16 protein-coding genes are annotated in these 16,419 nt (G+C 72.9%); 6 read left to right on the top strand and 10 right to left on the bottom strand.

Going from position 1 to position 16,419, the window contains the following annotated elements; translation table 11 throughout:
• Positions 1-127: 127 nt before the first annotated feature.
• A complete protein-coding gene (locus AB4Y76_RS09785) occupies positions 128-964 on the top strand; it encodes a hypothetical protein (RefSeq protein ID WP_441924628.1) in 837 nt (278 codons plus the stop codon).
• A gap of 10 nt (positions 965-974) precedes the next feature.
• On the opposite strand, the gene AB4Y76_RS09780 is transcribed toward AB4Y76_RS09785, so the two are convergent.
• The 6 genes from AB4Y76_RS09780 to leuS form a co-directional block, all read right to left on the bottom strand.
• Entirely contained in the window at positions 975-1,832 is an 858-nt protein-coding gene (locus tag AB4Y76_RS09780; protein ID WP_441924626.1) for an oxygenase MpaB family protein, read from the bottom strand.
• A 23-nt stretch (positions 1,833-1,855) separates the two neighbouring features.
• Entirely contained in the window at positions 1,856-2,839 is a 984-nt protein-coding gene (gene holA, locus AB4Y76_RS09775; protein ID WP_441924624.1) for a DNA polymerase III subunit delta, read from the bottom strand.
• A 44-nt stretch (positions 2,840-2,883) separates the two neighbouring features.
• Positions 2,884-5,175, bottom strand: coding sequence for a ComEC/Rec2 family competence protein (locus AB4Y76_RS09770; RefSeq protein ID WP_441924622.1), 2,292 nt, complete (start codon positions 5,173-5,175; stop codon positions 2,884-2,886).
• A complete protein-coding gene (locus tag AB4Y76_RS09765; protein WP_441924620.1) occupies positions 5,160-5,978 on the bottom strand; it encodes a helix-hairpin-helix domain-containing protein in 819 nt (272 codons plus the stop codon). Before AB4Y76_RS09765 ends, AB4Y76_RS09770 begins: the two co-directional genes overlap by 16 nt.
• Before the next feature lie 97 nt (positions 5,979-6,075).
• Entirely contained in the window at positions 6,076-6,990 is a 915-nt protein-coding gene (locus AB4Y76_RS09760; protein ID WP_441924618.1) for a DegV family protein, read from the bottom strand.
• A gap of 24 nt (positions 6,991-7,014) precedes the next feature.
• Positions 7,015-9,492 carry a leucine--tRNA ligase gene (gene leuS, locus AB4Y76_RS09755; RefSeq protein WP_441924616.1) on the bottom strand — a complete coding sequence of 826 codons (2,478 nt, stop codon included), beginning with the start codon at positions 9,490-9,492 and terminating at the stop codon, positions 7,015-7,017.
• 162 nt (positions 9,493-9,654) lie between these two features.
• On the opposite strand from leuS, the gene galE reads away from it, so the two are divergent.
• The 3 genes from galE to AB4Y76_RS09740 are packed head-to-tail and all read left to right on the top strand — an operon-like array spanning position 9,655 to position 11,682.
• Positions 9,655-10,623, top strand: a complete 969-nt coding sequence (gene galE, locus AB4Y76_RS09750; RefSeq protein WP_441924614.1) for a UDP-glucose 4-epimerase GalE — start codon at positions 9,655-9,657, stop codon at positions 10,621-10,623.
• A gap of 8 nt (positions 10,624-10,631) precedes the next feature.
• Positions 10,632-10,874, top strand: a complete 243-nt coding sequence (locus tag AB4Y76_RS09745; RefSeq protein WP_441924612.1) for a DUF1272 domain-containing protein — start codon at positions 10,632-10,634, stop codon at positions 10,872-10,874.
• Positions 10,875-10,899: 25 nt separating this feature from the next.
• Positions 10,900-11,682: an SDR family NAD(P)-dependent oxidoreductase gene (locus tag AB4Y76_RS09740; protein ID WP_441924610.1), complete on the top strand. Its 783-nt coding sequence runs from the start codon at positions 10,900-10,902 to the stop codon at positions 11,680-11,682.
• A gap of 6 nt (positions 11,683-11,688) precedes the next feature.
• Here the strand turns inward: AB4Y76_RS09740 and AB4Y76_RS09735 are convergent, their stop codons facing one another.
• A complete protein-coding gene (locus tag AB4Y76_RS09735) occupies positions 11,689-12,069 on the bottom strand; it encodes a DUF1304 domain-containing protein (protein ID WP_441924608.1) in 381 nt (126 codons plus the stop codon).
• Between the two features lie 10 nt (positions 12,070-12,079).
• Positions 12,080-13,030 carry an AraC family transcriptional regulator ligand-binding domain-containing protein gene (locus tag AB4Y76_RS09730; protein WP_441924606.1) on the bottom strand — a complete coding sequence of 317 codons (951 nt, stop codon included), beginning with the start codon at positions 13,028-13,030 and terminating at the stop codon, positions 12,080-12,082.
• 83 nt (positions 13,031-13,113) lie between these two features.
• Here AB4Y76_RS09730 and AB4Y76_RS09725 point away from each other — a divergent pair, with 83 nt between their 5' ends.
• Together AB4Y76_RS09725 and AB4Y76_RS09720 are read left to right on the top strand one after the other, a co-directional pair.
• A complete protein-coding gene (locus tag AB4Y76_RS09725) occupies positions 13,114-14,571 on the top strand; it encodes a flavin-containing monooxygenase (protein WP_441924604.1) in 1,458 nt (485 codons plus the stop codon).
• Positions 14,572-14,581: 10 nt separating this feature from the next.
• On the top strand, positions 14,582-15,157 hold the full coding sequence (locus tag AB4Y76_RS09720) for a sugar O-acetyltransferase (RefSeq protein WP_441924602.1): 576 nt from the start codon (positions 14,582-14,584) through the stop codon (positions 15,155-15,157).
• Here AB4Y76_RS09720 and AB4Y76_RS09715 read toward each other — a convergent pair whose 3' ends face one another.
• Both AB4Y76_RS09715 and AB4Y76_RS09710 read right to left on the bottom strand, forming a co-directional pair.
• Complete coding sequence (locus AB4Y76_RS09715) at positions 15,158-15,535, bottom strand: DUF2834 domain-containing protein (protein ID WP_441924600.1); 378 nt, start codon at positions 15,533-15,535, stop codon at positions 15,158-15,160.
• The gene (locus tag AB4Y76_RS09710; protein WP_441924598.1) at positions 15,532-16,413 is read right to left on the bottom strand and encodes a TIGR03619 family F420-dependent LLM class oxidoreductase; all 882 of its coding nucleotides are present in this window, start codon (positions 16,411-16,413) and stop codon (positions 15,532-15,534) included. The genes AB4Y76_RS09715 and AB4Y76_RS09710 overlap by 4 nt, the downstream gene beginning before the upstream one ends.
• Positions 16,414-16,419: the final 6 nt, after the last annotated feature.

The following is a 16,419-nucleotide window of genomic DNA, read 5'->3' as shown; positions in this document are numbered from 1 at the left end:
TCTGCCAGGAAGGCGCCGATCCCCTCGGGGGTCGGCGCCTTCTTGCCGTCCCGAGCGCGCCGGGATCCGTTGTGACCTGGTTCACACCGATTTGGCCCAGGCGCAAGGTCCTGCCTAGGGTGCTCGGATGTCTTCACGCCTCCTGTCCAGACTGATCGCCCTCTGCGCCGTCGCCGGCGTGGGTCTCTCGCTGGCCCTCGTCCCCTCCGCCCAGGCCCAGCCCGGTGCCTGCGGACGGGCCTCCGGCTGCACCGCGTTCGAGCTGCAGCACGCCGGGTCCACCTACGGCTGGTACCCGACCGCGAGCCGGTACGAGTTCAAGGGCGGCGTCCCGTCGGCGTTCAAGAAGTCCGGCAAGGGCGGCTACAAGACCCACAGCGGCATGCTCCTGCTCAAGGCCACCCGCAATGCCGGGCTCAGCACCACCTGGACGCTGTCGAAGCGCACCGGCCGTTGGGAGACCCGGTTCAAGGTCAGCAAGATGCGCAGCGCGGTGGAGAGCGCCGAGGCGTACACCCTGAAGATCGGCCTGATCCCGCCGCGCTCGTCCGCGCACTGCGGCGGCCAGGGCATCACCATGCTCAAGTACCACCCGTCGCAGTCGCGCACCGCGGGCATGGAGGTCAACACGCTCCCGGCCAACCAGTTCGTGAAGTCCGTCAAGAGCGGTCGCAGCATCGGCCAGGACCAGTGGCACACCGTCGCGGTCGAGGTCGGCAAGAACCGGATCTCGTTCTACCTCGACGCCCGTGTGGTGGCGAAGGAGACCCGTCCGGCCGCGCTTCTCGACGTGCCCCTGCGGATGCGGTTCGCGCTCATCCCGGTCGCGGGCAAGCCGATGCGGGACACCGTGCTGAGCCTGGACTGGGCGCGCTACTGGACCATGAAGAAGGTCGGCAAGCACCAGGACCAGGTCCGGCGCGCCCCGCTGATGAAGCTCCAGCCCAACCCGAAGGCCTGCTGACCGGCCGTCGTCAGCGCCGCGGCGCCATCGCCCAGCGGATCGTCCCGGTCGCCAGCCGGCCGCTCCCGGTGACCAGCGTCGCCTCGGTCACCGGCAGTCGCGGCAGCCGGAGCTCGCGCCGCGCCCACCCCGGCAGCAGCGAGACCGCCGACGCGGCCAGGACGCCGTACGGCAGCCGCGCGGGCAACGGCAGCGGCGGGCGCAGCAGCAGGAACCGGGCGGTCTCCCGGGCCGCCGCGGTCGCGCGCAGCTCCGGCCGGTACGCCGCCAGGCAGTCGGCCAGCTCCGCGGTCGAGCGCGGGACGTCGGTGGCGCCGAGCTCCTCGGCGACCCGGGCCGCGCCGGCCACGTAGGCATCGGCCTCGGCCGGAGCGAGCCGGCCCGCCCCGAATCGCTGGTAGGCGGCGAGGAAGCTGTCGATCTCGGCGACGTGGACCCAGCGCAGCAGGTGCGGGTCGCCGGCCGCGTACGGCGTGCCGTCGTCGGTCGTGCCGGTCACGGTCTCGTGGATCCGACGGACCGCGGCCACCATCGACTCCGCGTCCGCGGCGGTGCCGAAGGTCGTCACGGCCAGGAAGTGGCTGGTGCGCTGGAGGCGGCCCCACGGATCGCCCTGGTAGCCGGAGTGCTGCGCGACCCCCGCCATCGCCGCCGGGTGCAGTGACTGCAGCAGCAGCGCCCGGATCCCGCCGACGAACATCGACGCGTCCCCGTGGACGGTGCGGACCGGGCTGTCCTCGGCGTGCCAGCGCGGGCCGGGCGTGCCGTGGATGCGGTCGCGGCGGCGCGGCCCCTCCGGTCCGGCGACCCGCTCGAAGAGCAGGTCACCGAGGCCGCGGCGGACGGTCTCGAGCACGGGCACGGACATGCCGTCGACCCTAGTCCCCCGGTTCAACGCGACGGACGGGCCCGGGTGATCTCGAGGACCATCTTCTCCAGCGAGTACGACGCGTCGTGGGCCATGCCCTTGATCTCCGCGTCCGCGGTGGCGACCAGCCGGATCGCCTTCGCGATCCCCTCGTCGTCCCAGCCGCGGGCCTGGTCGCGGAGGATGTCGAGCTTCCAGCCGGGCACTCCGACCTCGCGCATCAGGTCCGCGTTGCGCATCCCGCGCGGGGCCGACTTGTACTTGGCGAGGCTGCGGAGGCTGCCGGCGACGGCGCTGGTGACGAGCACGGGTGCAGTGCCGCGGTCGAGCGCCCAGCGGAGCTCCTCGAGCGCTTTGGCGGTGCGGCCGAAGATCGCGTGGTCGGCGACCGCGAACGACTTCGCCTCGGCACGGCCGCCGAAGTAGGTCTTCACCATCTCGATGGTGATCGGCTGGCCCTCGAAGTCGCCGGCGAGCTGGCTGGCCGCGGCCGCCAGGGAGCGGAGGTCCTGCCCGACGGCCTGGACCAGGAACGCCGCGGCGTCGGGGTCGATCTTGACCTTGAGGGTGCGCAGCTCGCCGACGACGAAGCTCGGGTACTCCCGCGCCGTGAGCGCCGCGGACTTCACCTCGGTCACGCTGGCGACCTTGCGGAGCTTGGTGAGCACCCCGCTGCCCTTGGGACCACCACCGTGGACCAGGACCAGGGCGACGTCGTCGGCCGGGGCACCGGCGTAGTCGAGCAGACCGGAGACCGACTCCTCCGGGAGGTCTTCGAAGGACCGCACCACGACGCACCGGGTCGAGGAGAACAGCGACGGCGCCGCCAGCTCGCCGAGGGTCGCCATCGTGAGCTCGCCCGCGGCGGTCTCGCTGAACTCGGCCTCCGGGTCCGCCTTCCGCACCGCGGCCCGCACCTGCTGGACCGCACGCTCGGAGAGGAGCTCCTCGGGACCGGTGACCAGGGTGATCCGGCCGAGCACCTGGGAAGGGTCCGGAGTTGCCATGCGCGCAGCCTATGCGGCCGCACCCCCGCTGGACGCCCCCTGGGTCACCGGCGGGTCACCACCGCGAGCTCCCCCTCCCGTACGACGACCGCGACGTCGCCGTCCCGGTCGGTCCGCCGCACCTCCGCCCCCGCCCGGCCGAGCAGGTCGAGCGTCGTCCGGGCCGGGTGGCCGTAGTCGTTGTCCCGGCCGACCGAGATCACCGCCAGCCGGGCACCGGTGCCCGCGACCAGGTCGTCGTCCTGGTTGCCGCTGCCGTGGTGGGCCACCTTCAGCACGTCGGCGCGCAGCCCCGGCCAGGCCCGGCGCAGGTCCCGCTGGCTCGGCCGCTCCTCGTCCCCCATCAGCAGCAGGCGGATCCCACCGGCCTCCACGAGCAGGACCACGCTGGCGTCGTTGGGCGGCGAGTCCGAGTCGGGGACCGGTACCCGGACCGGGCCGAGGACCTGCCAGCGGACCGGGCCGATCTCCGTGGTCTCGGCGTACCGGACCTCGCGCACCGGCACGTCCCGGCGCCGGGCGAGCGCGCGTACCTGTTCCTCCCCCGCGGCCGGGTCGTCCAGGGGCGAGGTGTCGATCCGGCCGACCGTGCGCCCGCGCAGCACCCCGGCGAGGCCGTCGACGTGGTCGGCGTGGAAGTGGGTGAGCACGACGACCGGGACCGCCCGCACCCGCAGCCGTCGCAGGCACCGGTCCACCGCTCGCGGATCCGGGCCCGCGTCGACCACCACCGCGGTGCCCGGTCCGACCCGCAGGGCGAGCGCGTCTCCCTGCCCGACGTCGCAGGCGACGAGGACCCACCCGGCCGGCGGCCAGCCGGGCTCCGGGACCGGGACGAGCACGAGCGTCGTGACCACCCCCGCGGCGAGCAGGCTCCGACCGGGACGCGCGAGCACCCGTCCGAGGACCGCGGCCGCGACCAGGCAGAGGCAGGTCAGGGCGAGGATCGCGCCGGAGCCCGACGACCAGCCGATCGCCGGGACGGGCAGCGCTGCCGCGCGTTCGGCGACCTCGATGATGCCCGCCGCCGCCCAGCCGGCCGGTGCGGCGACCCACCGGCCCGCCGTCGTCGAGAGCAGGGCTACCGCGCCGCCGGCGAGCCCGAGGACGGTCGCCGGACCGACGAGCGGTGCACAGACCAGGTTCGCCGCCACCGCGACCAGGCTGACCTGCCCGGAGATCGCGGCCCCGACCGGCGTGCAGGCGAGCTGCGCGGCCAGCGGCACCGCGACCGCCTCGGCGGCAGCCCGGGGCATCCAGCCCCGGAGGGCGGCGACCCAGCGCGGGCCGAGCAGCAGGATCCCGCCGGTCGCGACGACCGAGAGGGCGAACCCGACTGACCGCGCCAGCCACGGGTCGAGCAGGACGAGGAAGAGCACGCCGGCACCGAGGGCCCGCAGCCCGCGTCCCGGGCCCGCGCGTCCCGTCCCGAGGAGCGCCACCGTCCCCATCGCGGCGGCCCGCAGCACGCTGGGCTCCGGGCCGGCGAGCAGGACGAACCCGGCGACGCCGAGCAGGCCCACCAGGAGCAGGCCGCGGGCGCGCACCCCGCACCAGCGGGCCAGCAGCAGAAGGGCTCCGACGATGAGGGTCAGGTTGGTCCCGCTGACGGCGAGCAGATGGGTCATCCCGGCCACCTGGAAGTCCGGCGCGATGGACCCGGTGCCGCCGTGCGCGCTCTCGTCACCGTCGACCAGCGCCGGCACGAGGGCGGCCGGTCCGTCCGCCAGCCCGGCGCTGGCGGACCGGACCGCCGTCCGCATCCGCGCGGACGCCGCGGCGAGCGGCCCCGGGCTCTCCACGACCTGGACCCGGCCACGCACGTGCAGGGTGGCGGCCAGCTCAGGCTCCCGGGCGGGCTGCAGCCGGCCGACCAGCCGCACCCGCGCGCCGGTTCGCGGGACCGGGCCGTCGGGGTCGTCGACCGTGACCAGGACGCGAGCCCGCAGTCGCTGCCGCGTGCCCCGGGCGGTCACGTCCCGTGCCGTCGCCTCGAACCGGAGGACCTCGCCGTACCGGCCCGTGCGACGCACCGGGTCGGTCGCGACCTGAGCGACCGCGGAGACGACGGCTCGCTGGGTCGCGAGCGCGCGCACCGGCGAGCCCCGGATCGTCTGCTGGTGGACCTGCACGCTGACCAGGACCGCAGCGCCGACCAGCACCGCACCGAGGACGGTCGGTGACCGCGCCCGCCACGCGCTGCCGAGTCCGGCGACCACCACCACCCACGGCCAGGTCCCCGCCCCCGCGAACGCCACCAGTGCCGTCCCCCACGCCACCACGGCCAGCAGGACGATCCGGAGGTCCGGGGCGCGGGGCGTCACAGGGTCACGCACGGCGCGAGCTCCGCGAGCGTCTTCGCCCCGATCCCGTCGACCTCCAGGAGCTCGTCGACGGCGGAGAACGGCCCGTTCTCCGTGCGCCAGTCCACGATCTTGCGGGCGGTCACCGGGCCCACACCCGGGAGCGCGTCGAGCTCGGTGAGGTCGGCGGTGTTGAGGTTGACCAGCCCTCGGTCCCCCGCGCCGGTCCCGGTCCCGGCGCCGGTACCGGCAGCGGCCGCCGCGGTCCCGCCGACGGGCTTCGTCCCGACGAGGACCTGCTCCCCGTCGGTCAGGACCCGGGCGAGATTCAGCCCGGACAGGTCGACACCGGGTCGTGCGCCGCCGGCACGACGCAGGGCGTCGACCACCCGGGACCCGGACGGCAACGTGGCGATGCCGGGCCGCCGGACCTTGCCGGCCACGTCGACGACGACCACCGCGGGTGAGGACGACCGCGCGTCGGCCGGGGCCGCCGCGGAGGACGGCCCAGAAAAGGGCCCAGAAGAAGGCCCGGAGGAAGGCCCCGAAGACGACACCGCGGGGGCGGTCCTGGCGACCGGGACCGGATCCGGGTCCCCGCGCACGGCGAACCAGCCGACCGCGGCGAGCGCCGCCGCCGCCAGGCAGCCGAGCAGAGGCAGGTGCGCGCGGCGAAGCCGGGTGTCGGGAACGGGGCGGCCGCGGGAGTGCCGGCCGGGTGCGGGCACGACCTCCGGCCGGACGAGGTCCTCCTCCGGCCGACCGAGGTCACGACCCAGCTGTTCGAGCCGCCGGCGCACCGCCGCGGCCATCTCCTCCGAGGACTCCCGTCGCATGCCGCGACGCTAGGGGCGGCGTACCGGTGCCCGGGGCGTCGTGCGCAGGGCTGTGGACGAGCGGCCGGCAGCGGCGGGTGTGCGCCGGCCGACCCGCTCAGCCGGCGTTCTCCTCCGACGACTCCGGGGCCGCTCCCTCGACCGGGACCGACCGGGCACCGCGCTGCGCGACGCAGACGGCGACCATCCCGGGACCGACGTGCGCGCCGAGGACGGCGCCGATCTCGCCCACGGCGACCTCGCGGCCCTCCAGGCCGTCGGCGAGCCGGACGCCCAGCTTCTCGGCCAGGGTGGTGGCGCGGTCAGGGCTGGCCAGGTGCGCGACCGCGACCTCGACCGCGGCGTCGCCGGCCGCCTCGACCGCGAGCTCCTCGAGCCGCCCGAGCGCCTTGCCGGAGGTCCGGACCCGTTCGAACGGCCCGATCCGGCCCGCCTCGACGCGCAGGATCGGCTTCACCGCCAGCGCGGAGCCGAGGAGCGCCGCCGCGGCACCCATCCGGCCGCCGCGCCGCAGGTACTCCAGGGTGTCGACGTAGAACAGCGAGGTGGTCGCCCGGGCACGCGTCCTCGCCGCCTCGGCGATCTCGGCGCCGGTGCCGCCGGCGTCCCGGGCGTCCGCGGCGGCGAGCACCGCGAAACCGGTCCCGAGCCCGACCTGCCGGCTGTCGAGCGCGTGCACCGGCACCGGAGCGCGCCGCGCCGCGAGCTGCGCCGACTCGAAGGTGCCGCTCAGGTCCGCGGACAGGTGCACCGAGACGATCTCGGTGGCTCCCTCGACCGCGAGCCGTTCGTAGACCTCGAGCATCTCCTCGGGGTTCGGGCGCGAGGTGCTCACCGGCGTCCACTCCCGCAGCGCCTCGGCGAGCATCTCCGGCGTGGCGCCGCCCTCGACGCCCTCGTCGTAGGAGGTCGCGCCGATCACCACCTGCAGCGGAACCACCGTGATCGCGCGGGCCTCGGCGACGGCCCCGGGCAGTGAGGCCGTCGAGTCGGTGACCAGGGCGACGGGCATGCGAGAACCCTAGTAGGAGGGACCTCAGACGACGATGTTGACGAGCTTCGGCGCGCGCACGATGACCTTCTTCACCACGGCGTCACCGATCGCCCGCTGCACGGCCTCGTCGGCCAGGGCCGCGGCCTCCAGGTCGGCCTCGGAGATGTCCGGGGACACCTCGAGCCGGCCACGGACCTTGCCCTGCACCTGGACCACCGCGGTGACCGAGTCCTCGACCAGCAGCGCCGGGTCGACGACCGGCCAGGAGACCCGGGCGACCGTGGGCTCGTGGCCCAGCCGCTCCCACATCTCCTCGGCCGTGTACGGCGCCACCAGCGACAGCAGGATCGCGACCGTCTCGGCGGCCTCGCGGACGGCCGGGTCGGCCGGACCGCAGCCGGAGTCGATCGCCTTGCGGGTCGCGTTCACCAGCTCCATCACCTTGGCGATCATCACGTTGAAGCGGTGCGAGTCCAGCAGGGCCTCGGCCTCGTGGATCGTCTTGTGGGTCACCTTGCGCAGCCCGACGTCGCCGCCGGCGACGTCCGCGCCGACCGGCGAGGCGACATCACCGGACAACCGCCAGGCACGCTGCAGGAACCGCAGCGAACCGGCCGGCGACACGTCGGCCCAGTCGATGTTGTCCTCCGGCGGACCGGCGAACACCAGGGTCAGCCGGACCGCGTCGACGCCGAACTCGGACAGCTGCTCGCCCAGGTTGACGCCGTTGCCCAGGGACTTGCTCATCTTCTTGCCCTGGTTGATGACGACGCCCTGGTTCATCAGCGCGGTGAACGGCTCGACGAAGTCGACCAGACCCATGTCGTGCAGCACCTTGGTGAAGAACCGGCTGTACAGCAGGTGCAGCACCGCGTGCTCGACGCCGCCGACGTACTGGTCCACCGGCCCCCAGCGGCGGACGGACTCGACGTCGAACGCCGCCGTCTCGTCGTTCGGCGAGCAGTAGCGCAGGAAGTACCAGGACGAGTCGACGAAGGTGTCCATGGTGTCGGAGTCCCGCTTGGCCGGGCCGCCGCACTGCGGGCAGTCGACGTTGACCCAGTCCTCGGCGGCGGCCAGCGGGGAGACGCCCTTCGGCTTCAGGTCCGCCCCCTTCAGCTCGGGCAGCACCACCGGCAGCTGGTCCTCGGGGACCGCGACCTCGCCGCAGCCGGGGCAGTGGATGATCGGGATCGGGCAGCCCCAGAAGCGCTGCCGCGACAGCAGCCAGTCGCGGAGCCGGTAGTTGACCGTGCCGGAGCCGAAGCCCTTGTCCTGCAGCCAGGCGATGATCGTGCTCTTCGCCTCGGCGACGGCCAGGCCGTTCAGCGAGATCTCGTCGTTGGCGGAGTTGATCGCCGGGCCGGCGCCGGTGAAGGCGTCGCCGTCGAAGCCCTCGGTGGGCTGCACCGTCCGGACGATCGGCAGGTCGAACGCCTTCGCGAAGTCCCAGTCGCGCTGGTCCTGGCCGGGGACGGCCATGATCGCGCCGGTGCCGTAGTCGGCCAGCACGTAGTCCGAGGCCCAGACCGGGATCTGCTCGCCGTTGACGGGGTTGGTCGCGGTGACCCCCAGGAAGACACCGGTCTTGGACCGGTCGCTGGCCAGCCGCTCGATGTCGGTGGCCCTGCGCACCTCGTCCAGGTAGGCCTCGTACGCCGCCCGCTGCTCCGGCGCGACGATCTCGGCGGCCAGCGCGGCGTCCGCGGCGACCACCATGAAGGTGGCGCCGAACAGGGTGTCCGGCCGGGTGGTGTACACCGTCAGCGGACGCGTGGAGCCGTCGGCCAGGTGCACCACGAAGTCGACGTGCGCGCCCTCGGAGCGGCCGATCCAGTTCTTCTGCGCGGTCAGCACCCGCTCGGGCCAGGTGCCCTCCAGCGGCGCCATGTCGTCCAGCAGCCGCTGGGCGTACTCGGTGACCTTGAAGTACCACTGGGTCAGCTCGCGCTTGGTGACCTCGGCGCCGCAGCGCTCGCACATGCCGTCGACGACCTGCTCGTTGGCCAGCACGGTCTGGTCGTTGGGGCACCAGTTCACCGGCGAGTTCTTCCGGTAGGCCAGGCCGCGCTCGCGGAACTTCAGGAACAGCCACTGGGTCCAGCGGTAGTACTCCGGGTCCGAGGTGTGCAGCCGGCGCGACCAGTCGAAGCTGATCCCGTACTTCTTGAACGACGCCGCCTGGGTCTCGATGTTGGCGTAGGTGTACGTCGCCGGGTGCTCGTTGTTCCGGATCGCGGCGTTCTCCGCGGGCAGGCCGAAGGAGTCCCAGCCCATCGGGTTCATGACCTCGTACCCGCGCAGCCACCAGTACCGCGCGATCACGTCGTGCAGCGCGGTCACCTCGGCGTGACCCATGTGCAGGTCGCCGCTCGGGTAGGGGAACATCGTGAGCGCGTAGCGCTTCTCCCGCGGCGAGTCGTCGTCCGCGCGGAAGGGGTCGAGCTTCTCCCAGACCGGCAGCCACTTGGCCTCGGTCGCGTGGACGTCGTATCCGACCTGCTCGTCTCGCTCGCTCATCTGTCCTTCTCCGGGTTCGTGGGAGGTTCGTCCTGACACAGAAAAGCCCCTCGGGAACGAGGGGCAGCCGCATCACCTGTCGGGGATGCGGCTAGGCAAGAAGCAGGTCGGACCTCATGTCCGTGATGATACCGCCGCGGCCCGCTGGGTAGGGTCTGGGCCATGTCTTGGCTTGTCACCGGCGGCGCCGGGTACATCGGTTCGCACATCGTCCGCGCTTTCGAGGCCGTCGGCATCCGTGCCGTCGTGCTCGACGACCTCTCCAGCGGGCACCGCGAGTTCGTCGGACCGGACACCCCGTTCGTCGAGGGCTCGATCCTGGACACCGACCTGGTCACCCAGGTGCTCAAGGACCACGACATCGTCGGCGTCGTGCACCTGGCCGGCTTCAAGTACGCCGGCGTCTCGGTCGAGCGGCCGCTGCACACCTACACCCAGAACGTCACCGGCACCGTCACGCTGCTGGAGGCGATGGCGGCGGCCGGCGTGAACAACATCGTCTTCTCCTCCAGCGCGGCCACGTTCGGCACCCCGGACGTCGACGTCGTCACCGAGGAGACCGCGACCGGCCCGGAGTCGCCGTACGGCGAGTCCAAGCTGATCGGCGAGTGGCTGATCCGCGACCAGGCGAAGGCCACCGGACTGCGCGGGACCTCGCTGCGCTACTTCAACGTGGTCGGCTCGGGCGCGGACGACCTCTACGACTCCAGCCCGTACAACCTGTTCCCGCGGGTCTTCGAGGACCTCATCGCGGGGAAGACGCCGAAGCTCTTCGGTGACGACTACCCGACCCCGGACGGCACCACGGTGCGCGACTACATCCACGTCCAGGACCTGGCCGAGGGCCACGTCGCGGCGGCGCGGAAGCTGGAGTCGGGCGAGCCGATCGCGCCGGTCTACAACATCGCCAGCGGCACCGGCTCCTCGGTGCGCCAGATCATGGACACGATGCGCGAGGTCACCGGCATCGACTTCACCCCCGAGATCGCGCCCCGCCGGGCGGGCGACCCGGCCCGGATCGTCGCGACCGGCGACCTGGCCCGCACCGAGCTCGGCTGGAGCGCGAAGCGGGACCTGCACGACATGGTCGAGAGCGCCTGGCGCGCACGCCGCGCTTCGGCCGCGCGGTAGGGGACGCCGTGCTGGAGCTCCGCCCGAGCTGCGAGTGCTGCGACCGCGACCTGCCCGCCGACGCGGCGGAGGCCCGGATCTGCACCTACGAGTGCACGTTCTGCGCCGACTGCGTCGAGCGCTGCCTGGACGGGCGCTGCCCGAACTGCGGGGGCAACTTCGTCCCCCGGCCGGTCCGGCCGAGCGCCCTTCTGGCGAAGGACCCGGCGAGCACCGTCCGGGTGTTCCAGGAGGGCCTGCACCGGCCCTGATCACCGGTCCGGCATGATCGGGCGCATGTCCTCCTCCAGCGAAGCCTCCCCCGTCACCGACCTGTTCCGCCTCGACGGCAAGGTCGCGATCGTCACCGGCGCCTCCTCCGGACTCGGGGTCGCGTTCGCGCAGGCCCTGGCCGAGGCCGGCGCCGACGTCGTCCTGGGCGCCCGCCGCGTCGAACGGCTCGCCGACACCGCCGCCCTCGTCGAGGCCGCCGGCAGGCGCGCTCTCTCGGTGGCCACCGACGTCGCCGACCCGGACTCGTGCAAGGCGCTGGTGAAGGCCGCGATGGAGGAGTTCGGCCGGGTCGACGTCCTGGTCAACAACGCCGGCATCGGCACCGCCGTCCCGGCGACCGCCGAGAAGCCCGCGCAGTTCCGCGAGGTCATCGACATCAACCTCAACGGCTGCTACTGGATGGCGCAGGCGTGCGGCCGGGTGATGAACCCCGGCTCGTCGATCATCAACATCTCCTCGGTCCTCGGCATCACCACCGCGGGCCTCCCGCAGGCGGCGTACGCCGCGTCGAAGGCGGGCCTGATCGGCCTGACCCGCGACCTGGCCCAGCAGTGGACCGGCCGCAAGGGCATCCGGGTGAACGCGATCGCGCCGGGCTTCTTCGCCTCCGAGATGACCGACCAGTACCCGCCGGGCTACCTGGAGAAGCAGCAGGAGCGGATCCCGATGGGCCGCAAGGGCGACCCGCGCGAGCTCGCCGCGAGCGTCGTCTTCCTGGCCTCGGACGCGGCCGGCTACATCACCGGCCAGACCCTGCCGGTCGACGGCGGGATGACCATCACCTGATCCCCGTCAGCCGAGTGCCCAGATCCCGAGGCAGATCAGGGACAGCGCCGGGAACAACCCCTGCACCACCGCTCCGCGGGCCTTGCCCGGGTCCGAGGAGACCAGGATCAGCGCCGCGGTCACCATGCACGCGGTGGTGAAGGTGATCAGGGTGATTCCGGCGTCGTGGTTCGGCCCGTACAGGCCGAGCCCGGCGGCGGTCCCGATGGCGAGGAACAGGTTGTAGAACCCCTGGTTGTAGGCCCACGGCTTCATGACCGCGGCGTCCGCGGCCGAGATCCCGAAGGCCTTCCGCCCGGCGGTGTCGAAGGCGATCGCCTCCAGCCAGAAGATGTAGACGTGCACGAGCGCGGCCAGACCCGCGAGGACGAGCGCAGCGATCAGCATGCTGGGCAGCCTAGAGGCTCGCAGGCGCCTTGGGCGTGCGGCCGTGCCAGCGCTTGTAGGCGTGGATGAAGCTGGCCGCCTCGGCGTACCCCAGCCGGTGCGCGACCTCGGCGACGGTGAGCGAACCGGTGGCCAGCAGCTTCTCGGCCAACGACGTGCGCACCTCGTCCAGCAGCACCTGGAACCCGGTGCCGTCCTCGGCGAGCCGCCGGCGCAGGGTGCGCTCGCTCATCGCGAGCCCGGCCGCGACGCCGGCGACCGAGGCGTCGAAGGCGAGCCGCTGCGCGAGCAGCACCCGGACCTGCTGGGCCAGCGGGCTCCCGTCCCGGCGCTCGGAGGCCAGGTCGGCGCAGAGCTGCTCGCAGAGGGTCAGCGTCGCCGGGTTCGCGTGCGGCAGCACCCGGGCGAGATCGGCGGCCGCGAACCTGATCGTGCGCGCCTCCAGATCGACCGTGGTGCGGAGGTCGCCGGCGAGCAGCTCGCGCATCACCGCGTCCATGGCGACCATGTCGCGCTGGAGCAGGAAGCCCCGGACGTCGGCGGGCAGCGCCGAGTCGTCGAGCTCGACGACCACCTCGTCCGCGCCGATCCGCGCCTGCGGGAGCGCGAAGATGAAGGTCAGGTCGAGGAAGCGCAGCGCGAAGGTCATCGCGTCCAGCAGGGTCCGGCTGCTCAGCAGCGCGTACCCGGCGATGCCGAACGAGCTCGCCCGGTAGCGTCGCCCGACCGCGGCCCCGTCGGCGAGGCCCGCGGCCCTCAGGTTGCGGACCACCCGGAGCTCCTGGTCGGCGGTGACGGCGCGCTCCGGGTCCTCCAGGTCGCGCGGCCCCAGATCGGTGCCGGCCAGGGCTCCGGAGACCGGGAGCCCGTGCTCGCGGGCGTGGTCGACCAGGATGGCCAGGCCGGTGACGCTGCGCGGGAACCCGGCATCGCTGACGGCGGGATCGAGGACCTGGACCACGCCCCGATGATAGGCCGGAATTGTCAATTCGGTGGCCGCGGAAGACAGCCCGCCCCGGGAGCACGGAACGTAGCCTTGCGGCCATGACCTCACCCGTCCGCTCCCCCAGGATCGTCATCGTCGGCGCCGGCTTCGGTGGCCTCGGCACCGCGATCGAGCTCCGCCACCACGGCTTCGACGACATCACGATCCTCGAGCGGGCCGACGAGATCGGCGGCGTCTGGCGCGACAACACCTACCCGAACGCCGCCTGCGACGTGCCGTCGTCGCTCTACTCGTGGTCGTTCGCGCCGAACCCCGGCTGGGCCCGGCGCTACTCCGGCCAGGCCGACATCCTGCAGTACATCGAGCGGGTCTCCGCCGAGCAGGGCGTGCGCGACCTGGTCCGGACCGGCACCGAGGTCACCGGGGCGTCGTACGACGAGGAGAGCGCGACCTGGGCCGTCTCGACGGCGGCCGGCGAGACCTTCACCGCCGACTTCCTGGTCACCGCGGTCGGCCAGCTCTCCCGGCCGGTGATCCCGCGCCTGCCCGGCGTCGACTCCTTCGCCGGCCCGGCGTTCCACTCCGCCGAGTGGGACCACGGCGTCGACCTGCGCGGCAAGCGGATCGCCGTGCTCGGCACCGGCGCCAGTGCCATCCAGTTCGTCCCCGGCATCCAACCCGAGGCCGGCCACGTCACCGTCTTCCAGCGCTCGGCGCCGTACGTCGTCCCGAAGCCGGACCGTGCCTACACCCGGATCCACCACAAGGCCTTCGCCCGCTTCCCCCGGACGCAGGCGTTCGGCCGCAACCTGACCTGGACGATGTCGGAGCAGCTCAACAAGTCGCTGACCGGCACCAACCCGATGAAGAAGCTCCTCGAGCAGGCCTGGCGGGTGCACCTGCGCCACCAGGTGAAGGACCCGGTGCTGCGGGCCAAGCTGCGCCCCGACTACCCGATCGGCTGCAAGCGGCTGCTGTTCTCCAACGACTGGTACCCGGCGATCGTGCAGCCCAACGTCGACGTGGTCACCGAGCCCGTCGTCGAGGTGCTGCCGAACGGCGTCCGCAGCGCCGACGGGACCGTGCACGAGGTCGACGTGATCATCTACGGGACCGGCTTCGCGGCCACCGAGTTCCTGGCCCCGATGACGATCACCGGCGTCGGTGGGCTGGCACTGGAGGACGCCTGGAAGGAGGGCGCCCGCGCCTACCTCGGCGTCTGCGTGCCCGGCTTCCCGAACCTCGGCATCGTCTACGGCCCGAACACCAACCTCGGCGGCTCCTCGATCATCAACATGATGGAGTCGCAGTCGGGACTCATCCGCCAGCTCGTCGAGACGGTCGCCGACGGCGGCAGCGTCACGGTCAAGGAGAACGCCGAGGAGACCTTCGACGCCGAGGTGCAACGCCGGCTCACCGAGAGCGTCTGGGGCGGCTGCGACAGCTGGTACCGCGACGAGGGCGGCCGGGTGACCACGAACTGGCCGGGCACGGTCATCGAGTACAAGGACCGCACCCGGCACCTGGATCGCAGCGCGTTCGAGATCACTGCCTAGGCTGAGGCGCATGACCGAGGACCAGACCGACCAGCGCAGTGCCCGCGAGCGGATGCTCGCCGGAGAGCCGTACTTCGCCGACGACCCCGAGCTCGTGGCCGCCGCGGAGCGCGCCCGCCAGCTGATGAGCGAGTACACCGACGCGCGGGAACGCTCCGTCGAGGACGCCCAGTACGTGCTCCGGCAGCTGATCGGCTCGGTCGGCGACGACGCCTCGGTCCGCCCGCCGCTGTACGTCGACTACGGCAGCAACATCACGATCGGCGACCGGGTCTTCGCGAACTACGGCCTGACCGCGCTCGACTGCGCGCCGATCACCATCGGCGCCGACACCCAGATCGGCCCGCACGTCCAGCTCCTCACCCCGACCCACCCGCTCGACGCCGACGAGCGCCGCTCGAAGGTCGAGGCCGCCGCCCCGATCGCCATCGGCTCGAACGTCTGGCTCGGCGGCGGCGTCATCGTGCTCGCCGGTGTCACCATCGGCGACAACGCGGTCATCGGCGCCGGCTCGGTCGTCGTCCGCGACATCCCGGCGAACGTGGTCGCGGTCGGCAACCCGGCGCGGGTCATCCGGCAGCTCTAGTCAGCCGTCGAGCGCGGTCTCCGCGGGCTCGTAGGCGAACCAGCCGCGTTGCGCGGCCATCGCCCGCGTCCGGGCGATCAGGAAGAGCGGGAAGGCGACGCTGGCGGCGATCAGGAAGACGATCAGCACGTAGGCCCAGAGGAAGCGCACGCCGACGCGTCGGCCCTCGACCACGATGAAGATCGTCGCCGCGAGCGCGAGGGCGAGCAGGTCGATGCTGAGGAAGGTGGCGGCGTGGCTCTCGACGGTGGCGTCGAGGAAGTCCTGCATCGTGCCGCTGCCGGCCAGGTAGTCGGCCAGGACCCACTGGGTGCCGACCAGGGCCACCACGGCGATCAGGGCGTAGACGACGCAGAGGGTCTTCTCGGTGCGGGTCATCGGTCCGCGTTCTCCTTCTCCAGGGGCTCCAGCACGTCGGCGGCGAACCGCTCGATGCCGTCGATCTTCTGCTCCAGGCTGCACTCGAGCCCGTGGTAGTACGCCCAGGGCATCGTCCAGACGTCGGTGACGCCGGCCTCCTCGGCCTCGGAGAACTGCTCGGGCAGGAAAGCGTCGGTGAGTGCGGTGATCATCCGGAAGTCCCCCTCGGCGCCGATCTCCTCGCGGATCTCGGCGAGCCGGCGGGCGTGCTTGCCGGCCTCCTCGGTCGTGTACAGGTCGCCGATCCAGCCGTCGTGGCGGGCGGCGCGCCGCATCCCGACCTCGGAGAGCCCGCCGACGTAGATCGGGATCCGCGCGGTCGGCGTCGGCTCCATCACCAGCCGCGGCGTCGGGTAGAACGCGCCCTCGTGAGAGTTCCAGCCCGGGGTCCAGAGCTCGGCGAGCAGGTCGAGGGCCTCGTCGGTGCGCTTGCCGCGGGTGCCGAAGTCCTCCCCCATCAGCTCGAACTCCTCGCGGCACCAGCCGACCCCGACTCCGAGCGCGACCCGGTTGCCGGAGAGCACGGCGGCGGTGCCGACGGACTTGGCGACCTGGTACGGGCTGCGCAGCGCGGCCACGTAGACGGAGGTGTAGAAGTGCAGGTTCGTGGTGACCGCGGAGAGCGCCCCGGCGAGCACCCACGGGTCCGGCCACTCGGCAGCATGGTCCCAGCGGCGCTGGCCGTCCGGCGTGTACGGGTACGGCGTCGCGAGCCGCTCGAGGTCGACGACGTGGTCGGGGATCGAGAGGGCGTCGTACCCGCAGGCGTCGGCCGCCTTGGCGATGGCGGTGAGCTGGTCGACCGGCTGGAACGCGACGCTGATGGAGAACCGCATGCCGAG

Origin of the sequence: Marmoricola sp. RAF53, from assembly GCF_052114005.1 — a bacterium.
GTDB lineage: Bacteria > Actinomycetota > Actinomycetes > Propionibacteriales > Nocardioidaceae > Marmoricola.
The sequence above is the reverse complement of the archived record's forward strand: the minus strand, read 5'-3'. Positions and strand labels throughout refer to the sequence as shown.

Excerpts from the sequence above, each read along its gene's own strand:
- AB4Y76_RS09785 (WP_441924628.1), top strand. The coding sequence starts at position 128 with ATGTCTTCACGCCTCCTGTCCAGACTGATCGCCCTCTGCGCCGTCGCC.
- AB4Y76_RS09780 (WP_441924626.1), bottom strand. The coding sequence starts at position 1,832 with ATGTCCGTGCCCGTGCTCGAGACCGTCCGCCGCGGCCTCGGTGACCTG.
- holA (WP_441924624.1), bottom strand. The coding sequence starts at position 2,839 with ATGGCAACTCCGGACCCTTCCCAGGTGCTCGGCCGGATCACCCTGGTC.
- AB4Y76_RS09765 (WP_441924620.1), bottom strand. The coding sequence starts at position 5,978 with ATGCGACGGGAGTCCTCGGAGGAGATGGCCGCGGCGGTGCGCCGGCGG.
- AB4Y76_RS09760 (WP_441924618.1), bottom strand. The coding sequence starts at position 6,990 with ATGCCCGTCGCCCTGGTCACCGACTCGACGGCCTCACTGCCCGGGGCC.
- leuS (WP_441924616.1), bottom strand. The coding sequence starts at position 9,492 with ATGAGCGAGCGAGACGAGCAGGTCGGATACGACGTCCACGCGACCGAG.
- galE (WP_441924614.1), top strand. The coding sequence starts at position 9,655 with ATGTCTTGGCTTGTCACCGGCGGCGCCGGGTACATCGGTTCGCACATC.
- AB4Y76_RS09740 (WP_441924610.1), top strand. The coding sequence starts at position 10,900 with ATGTCCTCCTCCAGCGAAGCCTCCCCCGTCACCGACCTGTTCCGCCTC.
- AB4Y76_RS09735 (WP_441924608.1), bottom strand. The coding sequence starts at position 12,069 with ATGCTGATCGCTGCGCTCGTCCTCGCGGGTCTGGCCGCGCTCGTGCAC.
- AB4Y76_RS09725 (WP_441924604.1), top strand. The coding sequence starts at position 13,114 with ATGACCTCACCCGTCCGCTCCCCCAGGATCGTCATCGTCGGCGCCGGC.
- AB4Y76_RS09720 (WP_441924602.1), top strand. The coding sequence starts at position 14,582 with ATGACCGAGGACCAGACCGACCAGCGCAGTGCCCGCGAGCGGATGCTC.
- AB4Y76_RS09715 (WP_441924600.1), bottom strand. The coding sequence starts at position 15,535 with ATGACCCGCACCGAGAAGACCCTCTGCGTCGTCTACGCCCTGATCGCC.
- AB4Y76_RS09710 (WP_441924598.1), bottom strand. The coding sequence starts at position 16,413 with ATGCGGTTCTCCATCAGCGTCGCGTTCCAGCCGGTCGACCAGCTCACC.